16 protein-coding genes are annotated in these 17547 nt (G+C 63.7%); 11 read left to right on the forward strand and 5 right to left on the reverse strand.

The features are described 5' to 3' along the window. A partial coding sequence (gene polA, locus ABY454_RS09685) for a DNA polymerase I (protein ID WP_372930216.1) occupies window positions 1-1333 on the forward strand: 1333 nt, incomplete at its 5' end. Window positions 1334-1360: 27 nt separating this feature from the next. Next, window positions 1361-1825: a hypothetical protein gene (locus ABY454_RS09690; protein ID WP_372930218.1), complete on the forward strand. Its 465-nt coding sequence runs from the start codon at window positions 1361-1363 to the stop codon at window positions 1823-1825. Here ABY454_RS09690 and ABY454_RS09695 read toward each other — a convergent pair. The 4 genes from ABY454_RS09695 to ABY454_RS09710 all read right to left on the reverse strand — a co-directional run bounded on the left by ABY454_RS09695 (window position 1822) and on the right by ABY454_RS09710 (window position 6923). Further along, a complete protein-coding gene (locus ABY454_RS09695; protein ID WP_372930220.1) occupies window positions 1822-2514 on the reverse strand; it encodes a glutamine amidotransferase in 693 nt (230 codons plus the stop codon). The genes ABY454_RS09690 and ABY454_RS09695 overlap by 4 nt on opposite strands. A gap of 100 nt (window positions 2515-2614) precedes the next feature. After that, window positions 2615-4138: a gamma-glutamyltransferase family protein gene (locus ABY454_RS09700; protein ID WP_372930222.1), complete on the reverse strand. Its 1524-nt coding sequence runs from the start codon at window positions 4136-4138 to the stop codon at window positions 2615-2617. Between the two features lie 117 nt (window positions 4139-4255). Further along, window positions 4256-6061, reverse strand: coding sequence for a phosphoenolpyruvate carboxykinase (GTP) (locus ABY454_RS09705; RefSeq protein WP_372930224.1), 1806 nt, complete (start codon window positions 6059-6061; stop codon window positions 4256-4258). Between the two features lie 130 nt (window positions 6062-6191). Next, the gene (locus ABY454_RS09710) at window positions 6192-6923 is read right to left on the reverse strand and encodes a HugZ family protein (RefSeq protein WP_372930226.1); all 732 of its coding nucleotides are present in this window, start codon (window positions 6921-6923) and stop codon (window positions 6192-6194) included. A gap of 152 nt (window positions 6924-7075) precedes the next feature. Between ABY454_RS09710 and ABY454_RS09715 the strand changes: the two genes are divergently transcribed. The 5 genes from ABY454_RS09715 (at window position 7076) to ABY454_RS09735 (ending at window position 10889) form a co-directional block, all read left to right on the forward strand. Beyond that, window positions 7076-7771: a response regulator transcription factor gene (locus ABY454_RS09715; RefSeq protein ID WP_372930227.1), complete on the forward strand. Its 696-nt coding sequence runs from the start codon at window positions 7076-7078 to the stop codon at window positions 7769-7771. A gap of 12 nt (window positions 7772-7783) precedes the next feature. Beyond that, on the forward strand, window positions 7784-9604 hold the full coding sequence (locus ABY454_RS09720) for a stimulus-sensing domain-containing protein (RefSeq protein ID WP_372930229.1): 1821 nt from the start codon (window positions 7784-7786) through the stop codon (window positions 9602-9604). Between the two features lie 27 nt (window positions 9605-9631). Further along, entirely contained in the window at window positions 9632-10078 is a 447-nt protein-coding gene (locus tag ABY454_RS09725; RefSeq protein ID WP_372930231.1) for an HPr kinase/phosphorylase, read from the forward strand. Window positions 10079-10169: 91 nt separating this feature from the next. After that, window positions 10170-10571, forward strand: coding sequence for a PTS sugar transporter subunit IIA (locus ABY454_RS09730; protein WP_372930232.1), 402 nt, complete (start codon window positions 10170-10172; stop codon window positions 10569-10571). Window positions 10572-10637: 66 nt separating this feature from the next. After that, window positions 10638-10889: an HPr family phosphocarrier protein gene (locus tag ABY454_RS09735; RefSeq protein WP_372930241.1), complete on the forward strand. Its 252-nt coding sequence runs from the start codon at window positions 10638-10640 to the stop codon at window positions 10887-10889. A gap of 11 nt (window positions 10890-10900) precedes the next feature. On the opposite strand, the gene ABY454_RS09740 is transcribed toward ABY454_RS09735, so the two are convergent. Next, the gene (locus ABY454_RS09740; protein ID WP_372930234.1) at window positions 10901-11476 is read right to left on the reverse strand and encodes a cytochrome b/b6 domain-containing protein; all 576 of its coding nucleotides are present in this window, start codon (window positions 11474-11476) and stop codon (window positions 10901-10903) included. Window positions 11477-11604: 128 nt separating this feature from the next. On the opposite strand from ABY454_RS09740, the gene ABY454_RS09745 reads away from it, so the two are divergent. The 4 genes from ABY454_RS09745 to ahcY all read left to right on the forward strand — a co-directional run bounded on the left by ABY454_RS09745 (window position 11605) and on the right by ahcY (window position 17393). Next, on the forward strand, window positions 11605-12336 hold the full coding sequence (locus ABY454_RS09745; protein WP_372930243.1) for an ABC transporter ATP-binding protein: 732 nt from the start codon (window positions 11605-11607) through the stop codon (window positions 12334-12336). After that, window positions 12333-14687, forward strand: coding sequence for an ABC transporter permease (locus ABY454_RS09750; protein WP_372930236.1), 2355 nt, complete (start codon window positions 12333-12335; stop codon window positions 14685-14687). The genes ABY454_RS09745 and ABY454_RS09750 overlap by 4 nt, the downstream gene beginning before the upstream one ends. Beyond that, the gene (locus ABY454_RS09755) at window positions 14687-15883 is read left to right on the forward strand and encodes an efflux RND transporter periplasmic adaptor subunit (protein ID WP_372930238.1); all 1197 of its coding nucleotides are present in this window, start codon (window positions 14687-14689) and stop codon (window positions 15881-15883) included. Before ABY454_RS09750 ends, ABY454_RS09755 begins: the two co-directional genes overlap by 1 nt. A 121-nt stretch (window positions 15884-16004) precedes the next feature. After that, window positions 16005-17393 carry an adenosylhomocysteinase gene (gene ahcY / locus ABY454_RS09760; RefSeq protein WP_372930239.1) on the forward strand — a complete coding sequence of 463 codons (1389 nt, stop codon included), beginning with the start codon at window positions 16005-16007 and terminating at the stop codon, window positions 17391-17393. Window positions 17394-17547 lie beyond the last annotated feature (154 nt).

The raw sequence follows: 17547 nt of genomic DNA on the forward strand, positions 1-17547 counted from the left end.
CGAGGTGGCGCGCGCCACCGAAGCCGCCGGGGAGGAAGCGGATATCGCCTTTCGGCTGTGGATGCTCCTGAAGCCGCGCTTGGCGGCGGAGCAGGTGACGACGGTCTACGAGACGCTGGAGCGGCCGCTGCAGCCGGTGCTCGCCGCCATGGAGCGCGCCGGCATCAAGGTGGAGCGGTCGGCGCTGGCGAACCTGTCCGGCGCTTTCGCGCAGACCATCGCGCGACTGGAGGACGAGATCCGCGACCTTGCGGGCGAAGATTTCAACATCGGCTCGCCCAAGCAACTCGGCGAGATCCTGTTCGAAAAGATGAGCCTTCCGGGCGGGCGCAAGACAAAGACCGGCGCCTGGAGCACGGACGCGGCCGCCCTCGAGGAACTGGCCGCAGAAGGCCACGACCTGCCGCGCAAGGTCTTGGAATGGCGGCTGCTCGCCAAGCTGAGGAGCACCTATACGGACGCCTTGCCCGCCTATATTCACGCCGAGACGGGACGCGTGCATACGCGCTATGTGCTGGCCTCCACCACAACGGGCCGGCTCGCCAGCCATGAGCCGAACCTGCAGAACATTCCCGTGCGCACTAAGGAAGGCCGCTCCATCCGCAAGGCCTTCGTCGCCGAGAAGGGCAAGACGCTGATCTCAGCCGATTACAGCCAGATCGAGCTTCGGGTCCTGGCTCACATGGCGGACACGCCCACCTTGCGCCAAGCCTTTGCCGACGGGCTCGACATCCACGCCATGACGGCGAGCGAGATGTTCGGCGTGCCGATCGAGGGCATGGACCCCGCTGTGCGGCGCCGCGCCAAGGCAATCAATTTCGGCATCATCTACGGCATCTCGGCGGTCGGGCTCGGCGCACAGCTCGGCATCCCGCGCGGCGAAGCGGCCGCCTACATCAACACCTATTTCGAGCGCTTCCCCGGCATCAAGGACTACATGGAAGCGATGAAGGCGGAGGTGAAGCGCTCAGGGTTCGTGACGACGCTGTTCGGGCGCAAAGTGCATTACCCCGAGATCAACACGAAAAACCCAAGCTTACGCGGCAACTACGAGCGCGCGGCGATCAACGCGCCGATCCAAGGCTCAGCTGCCGACATCATCCGCCGCGCTATGATCCGCATGGACGAGGCGCTTCTCGATGCGGGGCTGTCGGCGCGCATGCTCTTACAGGTCCACGATGAGCTGATCTTCGAGGCGCCGGAGGACGAAGCCGAGAAGACTATGGAGGTCGCGCAGGAGATCATGGAACACGCGCCCGAGCCTGCGCTACGCTTGCGGGTGCCGCTGAAAGTGGACGCCCGCGCCGCCGCTAATTGGGAGGCTGCGCATTAGCGCTTAGCCCGCGACAAAGGAGATTTCATGCGTACCGCATTTGCCCTGCTCGTTTCGTGTCTGATCGCGCTGCCTGCGCTCGCGCTACCGGCGCCCATGTCGGAGGCGGAGCTTGAGGAGAAGAGCGGCATCGTCGCGCTGGTGCGTGTGATGTCGGTGACGTGCACCAGCATCATCAAGGACAAGACGACCGGCGAGGACCTGCCCGGCTATATCGCCAAGCTGCGTGTGATCAAGGCGAAGAAGGGCGACGTCAGACCGGGCGGCGAAGTTCTTGTCACGTGGCGAGCCAAGTCGCAAAAACTCATCGGAGGTTGGACCGTCCCCTACTATCCGGGCGAGGAGGTGTGGACGCATCTGACCAAGCGCGCGGGCGGCGCAACCTATGCCTCGACCTGGTGGAACGCCAAGGGCGACGAGGTGAAGCCGCCGGAGACGAAGGAGCTGCCGACGGTCGTCGGCAAGTCGGCGCTTTCCGACGACCAGGACTAAGCCGAGAGGTTATCCAGCCACATGTTGAACAGCGCGCGGCTCGCCTCGTTGGTGGGTGGGGCGTAGCGCGCGGTCTCGGTGCGCATTTGCGCGAGGTCCACGTTGTTCTTGGCCAGCTCCAGCGTATGCCCGATCAGCCAGCGCTCCATGTCGCGCCCCGGTAGCTCCACGTGAAATTGCAGCGCCAGAACTTTCGGACCGTAGGAGAAGGCTTGGTTCGGCGTGAGGTCCGTGGAGGCAAGCCGCGTGGCGCCCGTAGGTATGTCGAATGTGTCGCCGTGCCAATTGAGAATGTGCAGGCCTTCGAGCACGCCAAGGGGCGAGTCCTTGCCTTCGTCGGTCAGGGTCAGCGTGTCCCAGCCGAGCTCGGCCTGCTTGCCCGGATAGACGCGGGCGGCGAGCACAGCGGCAAGCGCCTGGGCGCCGAGGCAGATGCCGACCACGGGCGTGCCCTGCTTGACCAGCTTCTCGACGAGGGCGAGTTCCTCTTTGAGGAAAGGATAGCGTTCGATCTCGTAAATGCCGATGGGTCCGCCAAGCACGAGCACGAGGTCGGCATCGAGTGCCGGGGAAAGATCATCGCGGCCGGCTTGTAAATAGGTGAGCTCGACGCCGCGCTCCTCCAGCACAGGACCGAGCGTGCCCGCATCCTCGAAAGCCACGTGATAGATGGCGACGGCGTTCTTCATGGCGTCCCTCTTTGCTTGGCCCGCATCATCTTCGCGCCCGAAGTTCTCGCTAGTTGCCGTTTCGCGGCGCGCGGTTGACCTTTTGCGACACCTATACCGTTCAGACGGTCTGTGACACGCCTTGGCGGCGCGGATCGCCGGCGCCCTCCACGCCACGGGTTTCATGCCAACGGGCGGCATGCACGCCGCCGAAGAACAGGTTCCGCTCCGGCCAGGCCCGTGCCTTGTCGCCGGCAGCGCGGAAGGCGGCTTCTGTCTCTTCCGGAAAGCCGGGTTCGAAGCTCGTGGTACCGCAGCGCTCCACATGGAGCCGGGGCGCGTTCACCGCATCCTCCAGGCTCATGCCATGAGCCAGCAGATTGATGGCGACCTGCAGGATCGCCGTGCGGATGCGGTTGGAGCCTCCGGTGCCGAGCGCGGTCACGGTACCATCCGGCTCCATGATGATTGTGGGCGCCATCATCGAAGACATGCGCGACCCTTCGCGCCAGGCATCGAGATCGCCGAAAGCTAGATCCTCCTCGCCGAGCATGTTGTTCAGCATGAAGCCGTGATTGCCGACGATGAAGCCGTCCCCCTCGCCGTTCGACAGGCTGACCGCGGCGGCATTGCCGTCCCCATCGATCACGCTGACATGGGTCGTGCCACGATAGCCGTTTGGGTATTGCGCGGCCGCGGCAATCTCGTTCGCAAGTGCGCCGTCCGCCAGACGCGCCGCCAGGTCCTCGCCATGGTTGGCCCGTGCCGCGTTGGTCGCGGTCATTGCCGCTTGCAGGGCCTCCGCGTCGCTTGCGCCGCCCGCTTCTGCATGCGCGCCGAGATAAGCCAAGCCGAACGCTATGAGCGCACCGCCTGCCGAGGGCGGCGGATTGAGCGCGACGGTCGCGCCGCCGTGGCGCCAGAGCAGCGGATCGCGTAAGGCCACGCGATAGCGCTTGAGATCGTCCTCCGTCAGGTGCCCGCCAAGCTCGCGCGACTGCGCAACAATAGCCTGGCCGATATCGCCATCGACAAAGAGCCGCGCACCGTCCTCGGCCAGCCATTCCAGCGTCTCGGCAAGGCCGTCATTGCGGAAGGTTTCGCCCGCCTCCATGAGCTTGCCGTTTGCTGCGAAGATCGCGCGGGCACCTTCGCACTCTCGCAAGATTGGCGCGATGACCGTGAAGAGGTAGGCCTGAAAACTGTTCAGCGGAAAACCTTGGCGCGCGGCGCGGGCGGCGGGCTCCACCAAGCGCTTCATCGGCAGGCGCGCGTAAGCCTCGTGCATGGCGAACAGGCCTTGCGCGATACCGGGCGCGGCCGCGGCCCCAAGGCCGATATGAAACTCCTGGGTGGCGGGGCCGAAATCGGCCTCAATGGGAAAGAACGAAACCTCGTTCGCCGGCCGGCGGCGCAGCGGCGTCTCCACGAAGAAGTCGAACAGCTTGATCGCGTTGCTGCCGGCCTGGCGCGCCATGAGAAACCCGCCGCCGCCGGGCGAAGCGAATACGGCCTCGGCGACGAAGCTCATGCATACGCCCGCGATCGCCGCATCGAAGGCGTTGCCGCCATCGGCCAAAATCTCGGCGGCAGCAGAGGCGGTCAACGCATGACCGGCCGCGACGACACTCTTTGTCTTCGTCATGGGGATGTGCCTAAGGCGAGATGAGGAACCGGGCAAGCCCGTTGCATCACGCTAGAAAAGATCATGGCCGGGCGTAAGCCCGGCCATGACATAAGTCTGAATGAAGCGCGGTTTGGACTAGCCGAGGCGCTTCTCGAGTTCGTCGAGCTCTTCCTTGAGGCCGCCCGGCAGCTTGTCGCCAAAGGTCTCGTAGTGCTCCTTGATCATCGGAAGCTCGTCCTTCCAGCCCTTAGTGTCGACCTTGAGCAGTTCCTCGAGGTCGGCAGCGTCGACGTCCAGGCCGTCGGTGTCGAGCGCATCCTTCGTCGGCACCTTGCCGATCGGCGTGTCGACCGCATCGGTCGTGCCGTTGCAACGCTCGAAGATCCACTTGAGCACGCGGGAATTCTCCGCGAAGCCCGGCCACAGGAACTTGCCTTCGGGGCTCTTCCGGAACCAGTTGACGTAGAAGATCTTCGGCATCTTGTCGCCGCCCTTCTCGCCCATCTTCAGCCAGTGCGCGAAGTAGTCGCCCATGTGGTAACCGCAGAAGGGCAACATGGCCATGGGATCGCGGCGGATGTCGCCCTTGGCATCCGCGGCAGCGGCCGTCTTCTCCGACGCCATGATGGAACCGAGGAACGTCCCCTGCTTCCAGTCCTCCGCCTCGACGGCGAGCGGCACCACGGAGGCGCGGCGGCCGCCGAACAGAATGGCGTCGATCGGCACGCCCTTGGGATCCTCCCATTCCGGCGCGATGACCGGGCACTGGCCGGCCGGTGCGGTGAAGCGCGCGTTGGGATGCGCCGCGGGGCGGCCTGATTCCGGGGTCCAAGAGCGACGCAGCCAGTCGATCGTGTGCGCCGGAGACTCCTTTGTCATGCCTTCCCACCACACGTCGCCGTCATCAGTAAGCGCGACGTTGGAATAGATGCAGTTCTTGTCGAGCGCTTTCATAGCGTTGAGGTTCGATGCCTCGGACGTTCCCGGCGCCACACCGAAGAAGCCGGTCTCCGGGTTGATGGCGTAGAGGCGCCCGTCCTCACCGAACTTCATCCAGCAGATGTCGTCACCGATGCACTCGGCCTTCCAACCTGGGATCGTCGGGTCGAGCATGGCGAGGTTGGTCTTGCCGCAGGCGGAGGGAAAAGCCGCTGCCATGTACTTCACGTCGCCTTCCGGGTTGGTGAGCTTGAGGATGAGCATGTGCTCGGCCATCCAGCCCTCGTCACGCGCCTTCACACTCGCGATGCGCAGCGCGTGACACTTCTTGCCGAGCAGCGCGTTACCGCCATAGCCCGAACCGTAGGACCAAATCTCGCGCGTCTCCGGGAAGTGCGAGATGTACTTGGTCTCATTGCACGGCCACGGCACGTCGGCCTGCTTGTCCGAGGTCAGCGGCGCGCCAACCGTGTGCCTGCCGCACACGAAGTCTGCGGAGTCGCCGAGCGCCTTCCATACCGCATCGCCGACGCGGGTCATGATGTGCATGTTGGCGACGGCGTAGGCGCTGTCGGTGACCATCACGCCGATGCCCGCGATGGGTGAGCCGACGGGGCCCATGGAGTACGGCATGACATACATGGTGCGGCCCTGCATGGCGCCGTCGTAGAGCTTCGCCATCGTCTCCTTCATCTTCGCCGGGTCGAACCAGTTGTTGGTCGGGCCGGCGTCCGCCTCGCTCTCGGAGCAGATGTAGGTCTGGTCCTCGACGCGGGCGACGTCTTTGGGGTCGGAGCGAACGAGAATCGAGTTGGGACGCTTCTCCTCGTTGAGCCACATGGCAGTGCCGCCGTCGACCAGCGCCTTCAGCATCGCCTGATACTCTTCCTGGGAGCCGTCACACCAATAAAGAGAGTCCGGCTTGAAGAGCTCCTTTGCCTCTTCCACGAAAGCCAAGACCTTCTTGTTCGTGGTGGGCGCAATTTTCGACTGAACGTTCATACGGTTTCGTCCCTAAATCTCGAATGGATGGAAAAAATCGCTATGGATCGCCCTCTAGCTACCCTGAACTTTGAGGGCTTTCAAGAAAGGTCCTGTGAGAGAGGCGACTTCCGATGGAACCCGCAAGGCTTCAAGAGGAATTGACCGCGCTTCTGGCTTCTTCGGCCAGGCGGACCAGCTCTTTTCGGGCATCTGCCGGGGTCAGCACGGACTTTTCGAACGAAATCCGGGCCCCATCAACCCCAAGCGCGATATCGCAGCCTTCGGGGTCGATACCGATCATACGCCAGGGGCCAGGATGGCGGCCGGCGAAGGCTCGGGCATAGAGCTCGATGGCGTCGGCGTGGTCATCGTTCATGTGGGCAACGATGTCCGGCTCGGCCGCGAGGAGGGTTTCCGCCCCTTTTTGCGGCAACAGCAGGTCGCCAGGGCTCAGATCCACGATGCGACCAAATCCGCCGATATAGTGCGCACCCTCCAAGTCCAGGCGCCAAAAGGAAAAATCGGGGAAATCGGCATAGAACGCCGCCTCTGGATGCCGGACCAAGAAGCGGCGCCGCACCACCTCGTCGTCGACCCGTCCGGCCTTCCCAGACAGGGTCAGTCGGGCGCCTTGGAGAGGGTCGGCCGCCGCCCCCGAGCCATCGATCAGGATCGCGGCGCGGGGGTCTTCCACCAGGTTCCGCGTATGCCGGGCCAGGGTGGAAATCAGGAAGATCGGCGCGCCGGAGGCGTCCGTGGCCACCGTAATCAGCGATGCGTAGGGGGCACCTGAGGGGCTGTCCAGGCTCGCCAGAGACCCCTTGAAGGCGGCCCGCGTGAGGCTGCGCGCATCCGCCGCGATCTCTACCTTATCGGGCATATCTGGAGAGTTATTTACTTGCGCCATAACGAGTTTTGTTGCATCCCGAAGCCGATGGGTGCGGCGCGAAGCGCCCCGATGCTGCCACTTTTAGAGCGGCCCTAAGACCATAGCACCCTGCAAATCGCGTCAATCGCGCAAAAGGCCCCCCAATGCCCACTATCGCTTTAGTCGACGACGATCGGAACATCCTGACCTCCTTGCGCATGATGCTCGAGGCGGAAGGCTACAAGACCCAGACCTACAATGACGGCGCCAGCGCGCTGGACGGCTTCTCCGAGCATCCGCCCGACCTTGCCATTCTCGATATCAAGATGCCGCGCATGGACGGGATGGAGCTCTTGCGCCGCTTACGCCAGCGCAGCGAGCTTCCCGTCATTTTCCTTACCTCCAAGGACGAGGAAATTGATGAGCTGTTCGGCCTCAAAATGGGCGCCGACGATTACATCCGCAAACCCTTCCCGCAGCGCCTCTTGGTCGAGCGGGTCAAGGCGGTGCTGCGCCGCTCGCAGCCACGCGACACGGCGCAGATCGTCGAGGACAAATCCAAGGTCCTGGAGCGCGGCAAGCTCAAGATGGACCCGGAGCGCCACACCTGCGTGTGGGACGGAGGCCCGGTGACCCTGACGGTGACCGAGTTCCTTATCTTGCAGGCGCTCGCGCAGCGGCCCGGCGTGGTAAAAAGCCGGGACGCACTGATGGATGCAGCCTATGATGACCAGGTCTATGTCGACGACCGCACTATCGACAGCCACATCAAGCGGTTGCGCAAGAAGTTTAAGGCCGTCGACCAAAGCTTCGACGTGATCGAGACGCTTTATGGCGTGGGATATCGATTCAAAGAATAGCGGGCAAGATCGATGACCGCCGAGACCGATAGGTTCTGGCGGGACGATGCCTCGTTCAAGGAACGTGCCCGCCGGACGGCGCGCGGCGTTCTCGACTGGCTGAAACGCGTGCCGGGTTGGCTGGGCGAGCACCGCCCCTTCCGGTACGGCTTCTCCAGCCTGACGCGGCGTATCGTCGTGCTCAACCTGATCGGGCTCGCCATCCTGGTCTCGGGCATTCTGTATCTCAATCAGTTCCGCGCCGGCCTGATCGACGCCAAGGTGCAAAGCCTTCTGACGCAGGGCGAGATCATCGCACGCGCGATCGCCGCCTCCGCCGGCGTCGATACCAACGAAGTCCAGGTCGATCCGGAGACACTCCTGGAAACGGAGCTGGGCCACGCCGGGCATGGCGGCGCCGACCATGCGTTTTCCAACACGCTCGGCTTCACCATCGATCCGGAACGGGCGGCTCCGATCTTGAGGCCGCTGGTCAAGCCGACGGGAAGCCGCGCGCGCATCTACAACCGCGACGGCTCGTTGATCCTCGACTCCGATACGTTCTACTCGCGCGGCCAAGTGCTGCGCTACGACCTGCCGCCGCCGGAGACGAGCGAGCCAGACGCGCTTACCAAATTCTGGAACGCCGTAACCATCCGCATGGAGCCCAACGGCCTTCCGAACTACACCGATATCGGCGGCGCCAACGGCACGGCCTACCCGGAAGTGGCGGCGGCGCTTACCGGCACGTCCGTGCCCGTCGTCAGCCGCAACGACAAGGGCGAGGTGATCGTGTCCGTCGCCGTGCCCGTGCAGCGCATGCGCGCCGTGCTCGGCGTATTGCTGCTGTCCACGCGTGGCGGCGATATCGACAACATCGTTGCTGCGGAACGCTGGAGTATCCTTCGCGTCTCTCTTTTCGCAGGTGTCGTCGTTTTCGTGCTTTCGATGATCCTCGCCAACACGATCGCGGGGCCCATGCAGCGATTGGCGGTGGCCGCGGAACGCGTGCGCCACAGCGTGAAAGCGCGCGCCGAAATTCCCGACTTTACCGACCGCTCCGACGAGATTGGCCATCTGTCCGGCGCGCTGCGCGACATGACGGGCGCGCTCTACAACAGGATCGACGCCATTGAGAGCTTCGCGGCCGACGTCGCGCACGAGCTGAAGAATCCTCTCACCTCCTTACGCAGCGCCACTGAGACCTTGCCGCTTGCCAAGAACGACGAGTCGCGGGAGCGGCTGATGGAGATCATCCAGCACGATGTGCGGCGGCTCGACCGGCTGATCAGCGACATTTCCGATGCCTCGCGCCTCGATGCGGAACTGGCCCGCGAGGATGCGGAGCCGGTCGCGATGGACGAACTCCTGCGCGCCACGGTGTCGTTGTTCAACGACGCCCATCGCGACGATACGCCGGACGTTGCACTCGATATCGCCTATGCGCCGGGCGCTCACCCTTACCGCGTGAACGGTCATGACAGCCGCTTGCATCAGGTCATCGTCAACCTGCTGGAGAACGCTGTCTCGTTCTCGCCGCCTGGCAAGCGCGTCGCGTTGTCGGCGCGGCGTGCCGGCGATGATGTTGAGATCTTTGTCGACGACGACGGCCCCGGCATTCCTCCTGAGAATCTTGAGCGCATCTTCGAGCGCTTCTACACGGACCGGCCGCAGAAGAATTTCGGACAGAACTCGGGGCTTGGCCTCAACATCTCCCGGCAGATCGTGCTCGCCCATGGCGGCGAGCTCTATGCGGAGAACCGGCCCGCGCGCGGCGCCAGCGGGAACAACAGCGATGCCCCGTCTGAGCAAACCGGCGGGGCGCGGTTCGTCATCCGTCTGCCGGCGGCGTAGGGATCATCGGACAGCGAGGAAACTCTTTTGCGCGAACTCGTCCACGGCACTTGCGTGGCGCTCGGACCGCGCGCCGCCCTGCTGCGCGGCGAGTCTGGGTCCGGCAAGTCGGACCTGGCGCTGCGGTTTCTGGCATTGCCCGGAGAGGGCGATTTGCGCCCGCGCCTCGTGGCCGACGATCAGGTGTGTATCGACGTCGAGGACGGCCAGGCATTCGCCTCGGCGCCCGAGACGCTCGCCGGACTGATCGAGGTCCGGGGGCTGGGGATCGCGGAGATGCCGTTCGTGGCGGCCGCGCCTTTGGTGCTTGTCTGCGATCTCGGACCAAGCGACACCGTGCCGCGCATGCCACCCGACCCATGGGACCGAATGCTGCTTGCAGGCGTTGCTATTGCGGCGTTGAGGTTGTCGGCATTCGAGACCTCCGCGCCCCTGAAGCTGCGCATGGCGCTCTTGCAGGCGCCGGAACAATAGGTTTACGAGAGGCGGGTTCGGGCTTGCGCACGGTCTCACTCCCGACAAATATAGCGGCCCTTGAACCGGCGGCATTCATTTATGAGGTAGCATGATCGGCGTCGTCATCGTCACTCACGGCAAGCTTGCAGGCGAATTTCGCTCTGCGCTTGAACACGTGGTCGGTCCGCAAGAGCAGGTCGAGACAATCTCCATCGGTCCAGACGACGACCTGGATGCACGGCGCTCCGATATGCTGGCGGCGCTCGGCAAGGTCGATTCCGGTGACGGTGTGGTGGTGCTGACCGATATGTTCGGAGGCTCTCCATCCAATCTTGCCATATCGGCGATGGAGCACCCGAATGTGGAGGTGATCGCCGGCGTCAATCTTCCCATGCTGGTGAAGCTTGCCTCCGTGCGCGGCGAGTGCGGCCTCGACGAGGCCATCGGTCAGGCGCAAGAGGCGGGGCGCAAATATATCAGCGTCGCAAGCCAAATCCTGGCGGCGCACTAGATACCGGTGACGAAGACACCCCACATCACCGGCGAGCGGGACAAGGGTGTCTTCTTCGCCGAGGTCATGATCCCCAACAAGAAGGGTCTGCATGCGCGCGCCTCGGCGCAGTTCGTGCGGTGCGCCGGTGAGTTCAACGCAAATATCCGCGTCAGCCGCGAAGGCCATACGGTGGGCGGCACCTCGATCATGGGGCTGATGATGCTTGCCGCCGGCCAAGGCCACTCGATCCACATCGAAGTGGATGGCGCGGACGCCAAGCCCGCTATCGATGCGCTGGTGGCGCTGGTCGAGGACGGCTTTGGCGAAGAGGACTAGCGGCGCCTGGCTCAGCGGCGCTTCTTGCCGGTCACCATGGCGCGCGGCAAATTCTCCTTATGCACGTGGCTTGCGAAGAGCACCGCGGCGATATGGATGAGCACGAGGGCCAAGGTGATGTTGGCGAGGACTTCGTGCACTTCCTCGAATTGCTCGGCCGTCACCTCAGAGACCACACCTGCCAGTGGCCCAGCCTGCTCCTCGCCGCCATAGACGATGAGACCGGCAATGCCAGTCGCCGCAAGCATGACCAGCAGAAGGATCACCATGTAGCCGCCCGCTGGCGTATGACCGAGATAGCGCTTGCCGCGCATCCGGACGAGGTCGCGGAGATAGCCGATCACGGTGGAGGGCCGATAGATGAAGTCCGAGAACCGCGCGTGCTTGGAGCCGACAAAGCCCCAGACGACGCGGGCGACGATCAGACCGGCAACGAAATAGCCTGCCCACACATGCACGATGTGCGGCTCCTCGACGAGATAGGCGACGGTGAAGCCCACGACCAAGGCCCAGTGGAAAGCCCGCACGAAGGGATCCCAGACCATGACCTTCGCAGCCGGCGAATGACGAACAGCCTCTCTCATCATGGTTTACTACTCGCGCCATTGCCGCGCGCCTTGAGTAGTATCAAGGTGGGGCATGCCTCATTCACCAATCGTCTTTGAAGTAGCCAACCGTGGCTGACGGACCGCCGGCGCAGGAGTATCCTCAACGCTTGCAAGCCTCGCCGGACCATAGCGACGCCGAGACCGTCTTTACCGCCCGCGGCCTATCGAAGGTCTATGTCGTCGGCGAGGTGGAGGTTCAGGCGCTGAACGATGTCGATCTCGATATCTATGCAAGCGAGTTCGTCGTGCTGCTTGGGCCGTCAGGATCGGGCAAATCGACCTTGCTCAACATCCTCGGCGGCCTGGACTCTCCGACCGCCGGCAAGGCCAATTGGCGCGATCATGATCTGGTGGCCTCAGACGAGGCCCAGCTGACACAGTATCGGCGCGACCATGTTGGGTTCGTCTTTCAGTTCTTCAATCTGATCCCCAGTCTCACGGCGCTGGAGAACGTGACACTCGTCAGCGAGATCGCCGAGGGCCCCCTGGACCCGCGCGAGGCGCTCGACCTTGTTGGCCTGTCGGATCGGCTCGACCATTTCCCCTCGCAGCTGTCAGGCGGTGAGCAGCAGCGTGTCGCCGTGGCACGTGCGATCGTCAAAGCGCCTGACGTCCTCCTTTGCGATGAGCCGACCGGCGCTCTCGACTACGACACTGGGCGGCTCGTGTTGTCGGCCATCGCACGCGCCAACGCCGAGCTCGGCACTACCACGGTGGTTATCACCCATAACAGCGCGATCGCCGGCATGGCGGACCGGGTGCTGCACCTTGCCGGCGGCAGCATCGCGCGCATCGAGCGCAACCCCCACCGCCTCTCGGCCGAGGATATCCACTGGTGAGCCCGCTCGACACCAAGCTCGTCCGCGAGCTTGTCTCCATGCGGTGGCAGGTGTTGACCATCTCCCTGGTGGTTGCCGCGGGCGTGGCGGTGTTCGTTGCGGCGATCTCGACCTTCTACTCCCTGCAAGCCGCGCAAAACCGCTTCTACGACCAATCTCGCTTTCCGGACGTTTTCGTCACGGTGAAGCGCGCGCCGCTTTCCATCGTGCCGCGGCTTGAGGCGATACCCGGCGTGGCGACGATTGAGCCGCGTATCGTCAAAGACGTGATCGTCGACTGGCCCGGCTCGCGGCTCCCGGTTTCTGCGCGCATGATCTCGCTCAGCGACAAGCATGGTGAATTATCGCGACTCCATCTGCGTAAGGGTTCGGCACCGACGCCTGGCTCAACGGACGAAGTCGCCATCGCGGGAGCATTCGCCGAGGCAAACAAGGTCGAGCTCGGCAACAAGCTGCGCGCCATTCTCAACGGACGCCTGGAGGATTTCCGCATCACCGGCATTGGGCTTTCGCCTGAATATGTTCAGACCTTACGGCCAGGGCTCCACATTCCCGACGACAGATTCTTTGCCGTGGCCTGGATCGACCGCGAAGCGGCGGAAGGTGCGTTCGACATGGAGGGTGCCTTCAACGATGCCGTCATCCGGCTCGCGCCCGGTGCCGATGCGTCACGCGTGATCGAGGACCTGGATCGGGTGCTGGAGCCCTACGGCTCGGTTGGCGCCATTGGGCGGCGCGACCAACCTTCGCATCGCTTCGTGGAGGATGAGCTCAACCAGCAAAAGGTCATGTCGATCACGGTGCCGTTCATCTTCTTCGGGGTCGCTGCCTTCCTCGTGAATATTGCGCTCAGCCGGCTCGTATTGGCACAGCGCGAGCAAATCGCGACGCTAAAGGCGCTTGGCTACCCAACGCTGCCGTTGGGTCTTCACTACTTCAAGCTTGTCGTCGTCATCGTCACCATCGGCTCGGTTCTCGGGCTAGCTGGCGGATATTTGTTCGGTCATGCGATGATTTTGAGCTATCGAACCTTCTTTCGCTTTCCGGCGCTCGATTTCGAGATCACTGGCTGGTCTGTGGTGGTTGGCATCGCTATCAGCCTCGCGGCAGCATCGCTCGGCATCTTGACGGCCGTGCGCAGCGTCGTGGCGCTGAAGCCGGCCGTGGCGATGCGGCCGGAAGCGCCGATCAAGTTTCGTCGCGGCCTGCTCGACTTTTTGGCGCCCAACGGGTCGCCGCGCGCCAAGATGATCCTCCGTCATATCGGCGGCCGACCGCTGCAAACCGCCCTCACCACACTCGGCATTGCCTTCGCAGTGCCGATGGTCGTGCTCGGGCTCTTCTGGCGCGACTCCGTCGACTACATGATGGACGTCCAGTTCAACCTGATCGAGCGCGGCAATGCGACCGTAACCTTTCCGCAGCCAGTCGATGCCGACATCATCAACGATCTGAGGCGCGAGCGCGGGATCATGAAGGTGGAGGGGCAGCGCTACGTGCCGGTGCGCTTGCGCGCAGGGCAGCGGACCTACCTCACCTCAATCATCGGACTGCATGAGGGCGGCGAGTTGCGGGTGCCGCGCGATCTCGACCTACGTCCGATCGAGCCGGCACCGGATGGCATCACGCTCTCCAAACGCCTCGCCGAGCGCCTTGGCGTGACATTGGGCCAGGTCATCACCGTTGAGGTAATGGAAGGCGAGCGCCGCAAAGTTGACGTGCCGGTCGCTTCGACCGTCGAAGAGATGCTCGGCATGTCGTCCTATATGGAGATCGGCGCCCTGAACAAACTCACGGGCGAAGGCGATGTGGTCTCGGCAGCCGCGCTCTATATAGAACCGTCCGCCATCGGACCCGTCTCCGAGCGGTTCAAATCGTTGCCTATCATCGAATCGGCCAGCATGAAGGCGTATTCGATCGCCATGTTCTTCGACAAGATCGCGGGCCTCGTGCTGGTGAGCGGCGCCATCCTCACCGGATTTGCCGTCATCATCGCCGTTGGCGTCGTCTACAATAGTGCCCGTATCCGCTATTACGAACGAGCACGGGAGTTGGCCAGCTTGCGCGTTCTAGGATTCACCCGGGCGGAGGTCGCCCGCCTGCTCTTTACCGAGTTCATGATCGTGATCGCCATTGGCATTCCCATTGGATTGGTGTTGTCTCAGTACATCGTCGACTTAATCGCGCATTTCCACTCCAATGAGAGCTTCCAGGTTCCTGCCGTGATCGAGCCGCGCACCTTCGCTGCGGCGACCCTGATCGTACTTCTGACAGGCCTTGTGAGTACGTACATACTGCGGCGACAGGTCTATACCCTCGATCTCGTCGCCGTTTTGAAAACGAGAGAGTGATGGCGAAAGCGTCTCCAAGCCGCATCGTGGTGGCGCTCCTCGCCGTGTGCATCGTCGGGGCCGTGATCTGGTCGTTCTGGCCCAATCCGATCCCAGTCGAGACCGCGAGCGCCACGCGCGGAACCTTCGTCGCGACCGTGGACGAAGACGGCAAGACGAGAGTGCGCGAACGCTTTGTGGTCGCCTCGCCTCTTGCCGGACGAACGACGCGCGTGGAACTCGACGCCGGAGACCATGTGAAGGCCGGCGACGTGATCGCGTCCATTCTGCCCTCGCCCGCACCCTTCCTCGACCCGCGCGCGCGCCGGGAAGCCGAGGAGCGGCTCGGTGCCGCGGAGGCGGCACTGGACCGTGCCAAAGCCACGATGGAGCGCGCCAATGTCGTCTTGAATCAGGCCGGCCGCGATCTAAGCCGCGCCCGCGCGCTTCTGGAGCGTGGCGTTTCCACGGTCAAGGCGGTAGAGCAGGCGGAACTCGCACACCATGTCGCCGATCGTGACGTCAGCGCTGCGAACTTCCAGTATCATGCCGCCCAGCACGCGGTCGAACAGGCCAAGGCGCTCCTTGCGCTCTACGACCGGAGCACCGGCACGCCGCCTGAGTCTTTCGAGGTGGTCGCGCCCGTCGCCGGCGAGATCATTCGCGTCCTGCAGGAAAGCGAGACAATCGTTCAGCCCGGAACGCCGTTGGTGGAGATTGGTGACTGCTGCAATCTGGAGATCGTCGTCGACGTGCTCAGCACCGATGCGGTCGAGATCGAGAAAGGCGATCGCGTCATCATCGAGCATTGGGGCGGTCCGAAGCCGCTCGAGGGCCAGGTGCGCACGGTGGAGCCCGGCGGTTTCACCAAGATCTCCACGCTCGGTGTCGAGGAGCAGCGCGCGAACGTCATCATCGACATTGTCTCGCCGCGCAAGGCGTGGCTGGACCTGGGCGATGCCTACCAGATCGACGCACGCATCGAGGTCCTCGCCATCGACGATGCGCTGATCGTGCCGTCGGGCGCTCTGTTCCGGCAGGGCAAGGAATGGAACACCTACGTGGTCCGTGACGGCCGCGCGGAGCTTCGCCCCGTAGAGGTGTTGCGCCGCTCGGGCGGCGTAGCGGCGCTGAGCGCAGGGTTGGAGCCCGGGGAACAGGTCATCGTCTACCCGAGCGACAGCATCGCGCCGGGCGTTCGGGTCGTGCCCCGCTAGCATTCTGGGCGGGGCAGCCCCGTGAGACAAAGCGCCCGCCCGCCGGCCTTGACTCCACCCGCTCCGGATAAGATATAAGGACTTCTTTATATCTTTATACAGCCAGAAGGCAGAGGACGGCATGAACTACCACGTCAAGGACATAGGGCTCGCCGATTGGGGCCGCAAGGAAATCGCCATCGCCGAGACCGAGATGCCGGGCCTCATGGCGGTGCGCGAGGAGTACGGCAGCACCCAGCCGCTCAAAGGCGCCCGGATCGCCGGTTGCCTGCATATGACGATCCAGACCGCGGTCCTCATCGAGAGCCTCCAGGCGCTCGGCGCCGAGGTCCGCTGGGCCTCGTGCAACATCTTCTCCACCCAGGACCATGCCGCCGCTGCGATCGCGGCAACCGGCACGCCCGTCTTCGCCGTCAAGGGCGAGACGCTCGAGGAATATTGGGACTACGTGGACCGCATTCTCGAATGGCCCGGTGGCGAGACCGCCAATCTCATTCTCGACGACGGCGGCGACGCGACGATGATGGTCATCCTCGGGGCGCAAGCCGAGACGGATCCATCCGTGCTCGACAAGCCCTCCAACGAGGAAGAGGAAGCTTTCTTTGCCACGATCAGGAAGCGCCTGGCGCGCGACCCTGGCTTCTACTCAAAGGTTCGCGGGAACCTGAAGGGCGTCTCGGAAGAGACGACCACCGGCGTGCATCGTCTTTATGAGATGCAAAAGCAGGGCAAGCTCCCCTTCCCCGCCATCAACGTGAACGACAGCGTTACCAAGTCGAAGTTCGACAATCTCTATGGCTGCCGTGAGAGCCTGCCCGACGGCATCAAGCGCGCCACGGATGTGATGCTCGCCGGCAAGTATGCCGTGGTGTGCGGTTACGGCGACGTGGGCAAGGGCTGCGCCGAAAGCCTGAAGAGCCAGGGCGCACGCGTGGCCATCACCGAGATCGATCCCATCTGCGCGCTACAGGCGGCGATGGAAGGCTACGAAGTCACGACCATGGAAGAAGCCGCGCCCAAGGGCGACATCTTCGTCACCACGACCGGCAACAAGGACGTCATAACCGTCGACCATATGCGCCAGATGCATGACCGGGCCATCGTCTGCAATATCGGCCACTTCGATTCGGAGATTCAGGTCGCCGCGCTGAAGAACTTCGTCTGGCACAACGTGAAGCCGCAGGTGGACGAGGTGGAGTTCCCCGACGGCAAGCGCATCATCCTTCTGGCCGAAGGGCGGCTCGTAAATCTCGGCTGCGCCACGGGCCATCCGAGCTTCGTGATGAGCGCCTCCTTTACCAATCAAGTGCTCGCTCAGATCGAGTTGTGGCAGCACGCGGGCAAGTACAAGAACGAGGTCTATGTGCTGCCGAAGCACTTGGACGAAAAGGTCGCGCAGCTTCATCTCGCCAAGCTCGGCGCTCAACTGACAAAGCTCAGCGAGGAACAGGCCTCCTATATCGGCGTGAAGCCCGAAGGCCCGTTCAAGCCGGAGCACTACCGCTACTAGGCGCGTCAGTCGGCGGGGCGCTCCGTTAGCGGCCCCAGTCGCCAACGGCGTCGCTACCCGGGAGATCGAATTCGAGATATTCCTCGACGTCGAACGGCATGGCATCGACCGTGGCTTTTACACGTTCGGCGATCGCCTTCGTCTCGGGCCGCGC

Source organism: Methyloceanibacter sp. (assembly GCF_041573655.1).
GTDB lineage: Bacteria > Pseudomonadota > Alphaproteobacteria > Rhizobiales > Methyloligellaceae > Methyloceanibacter.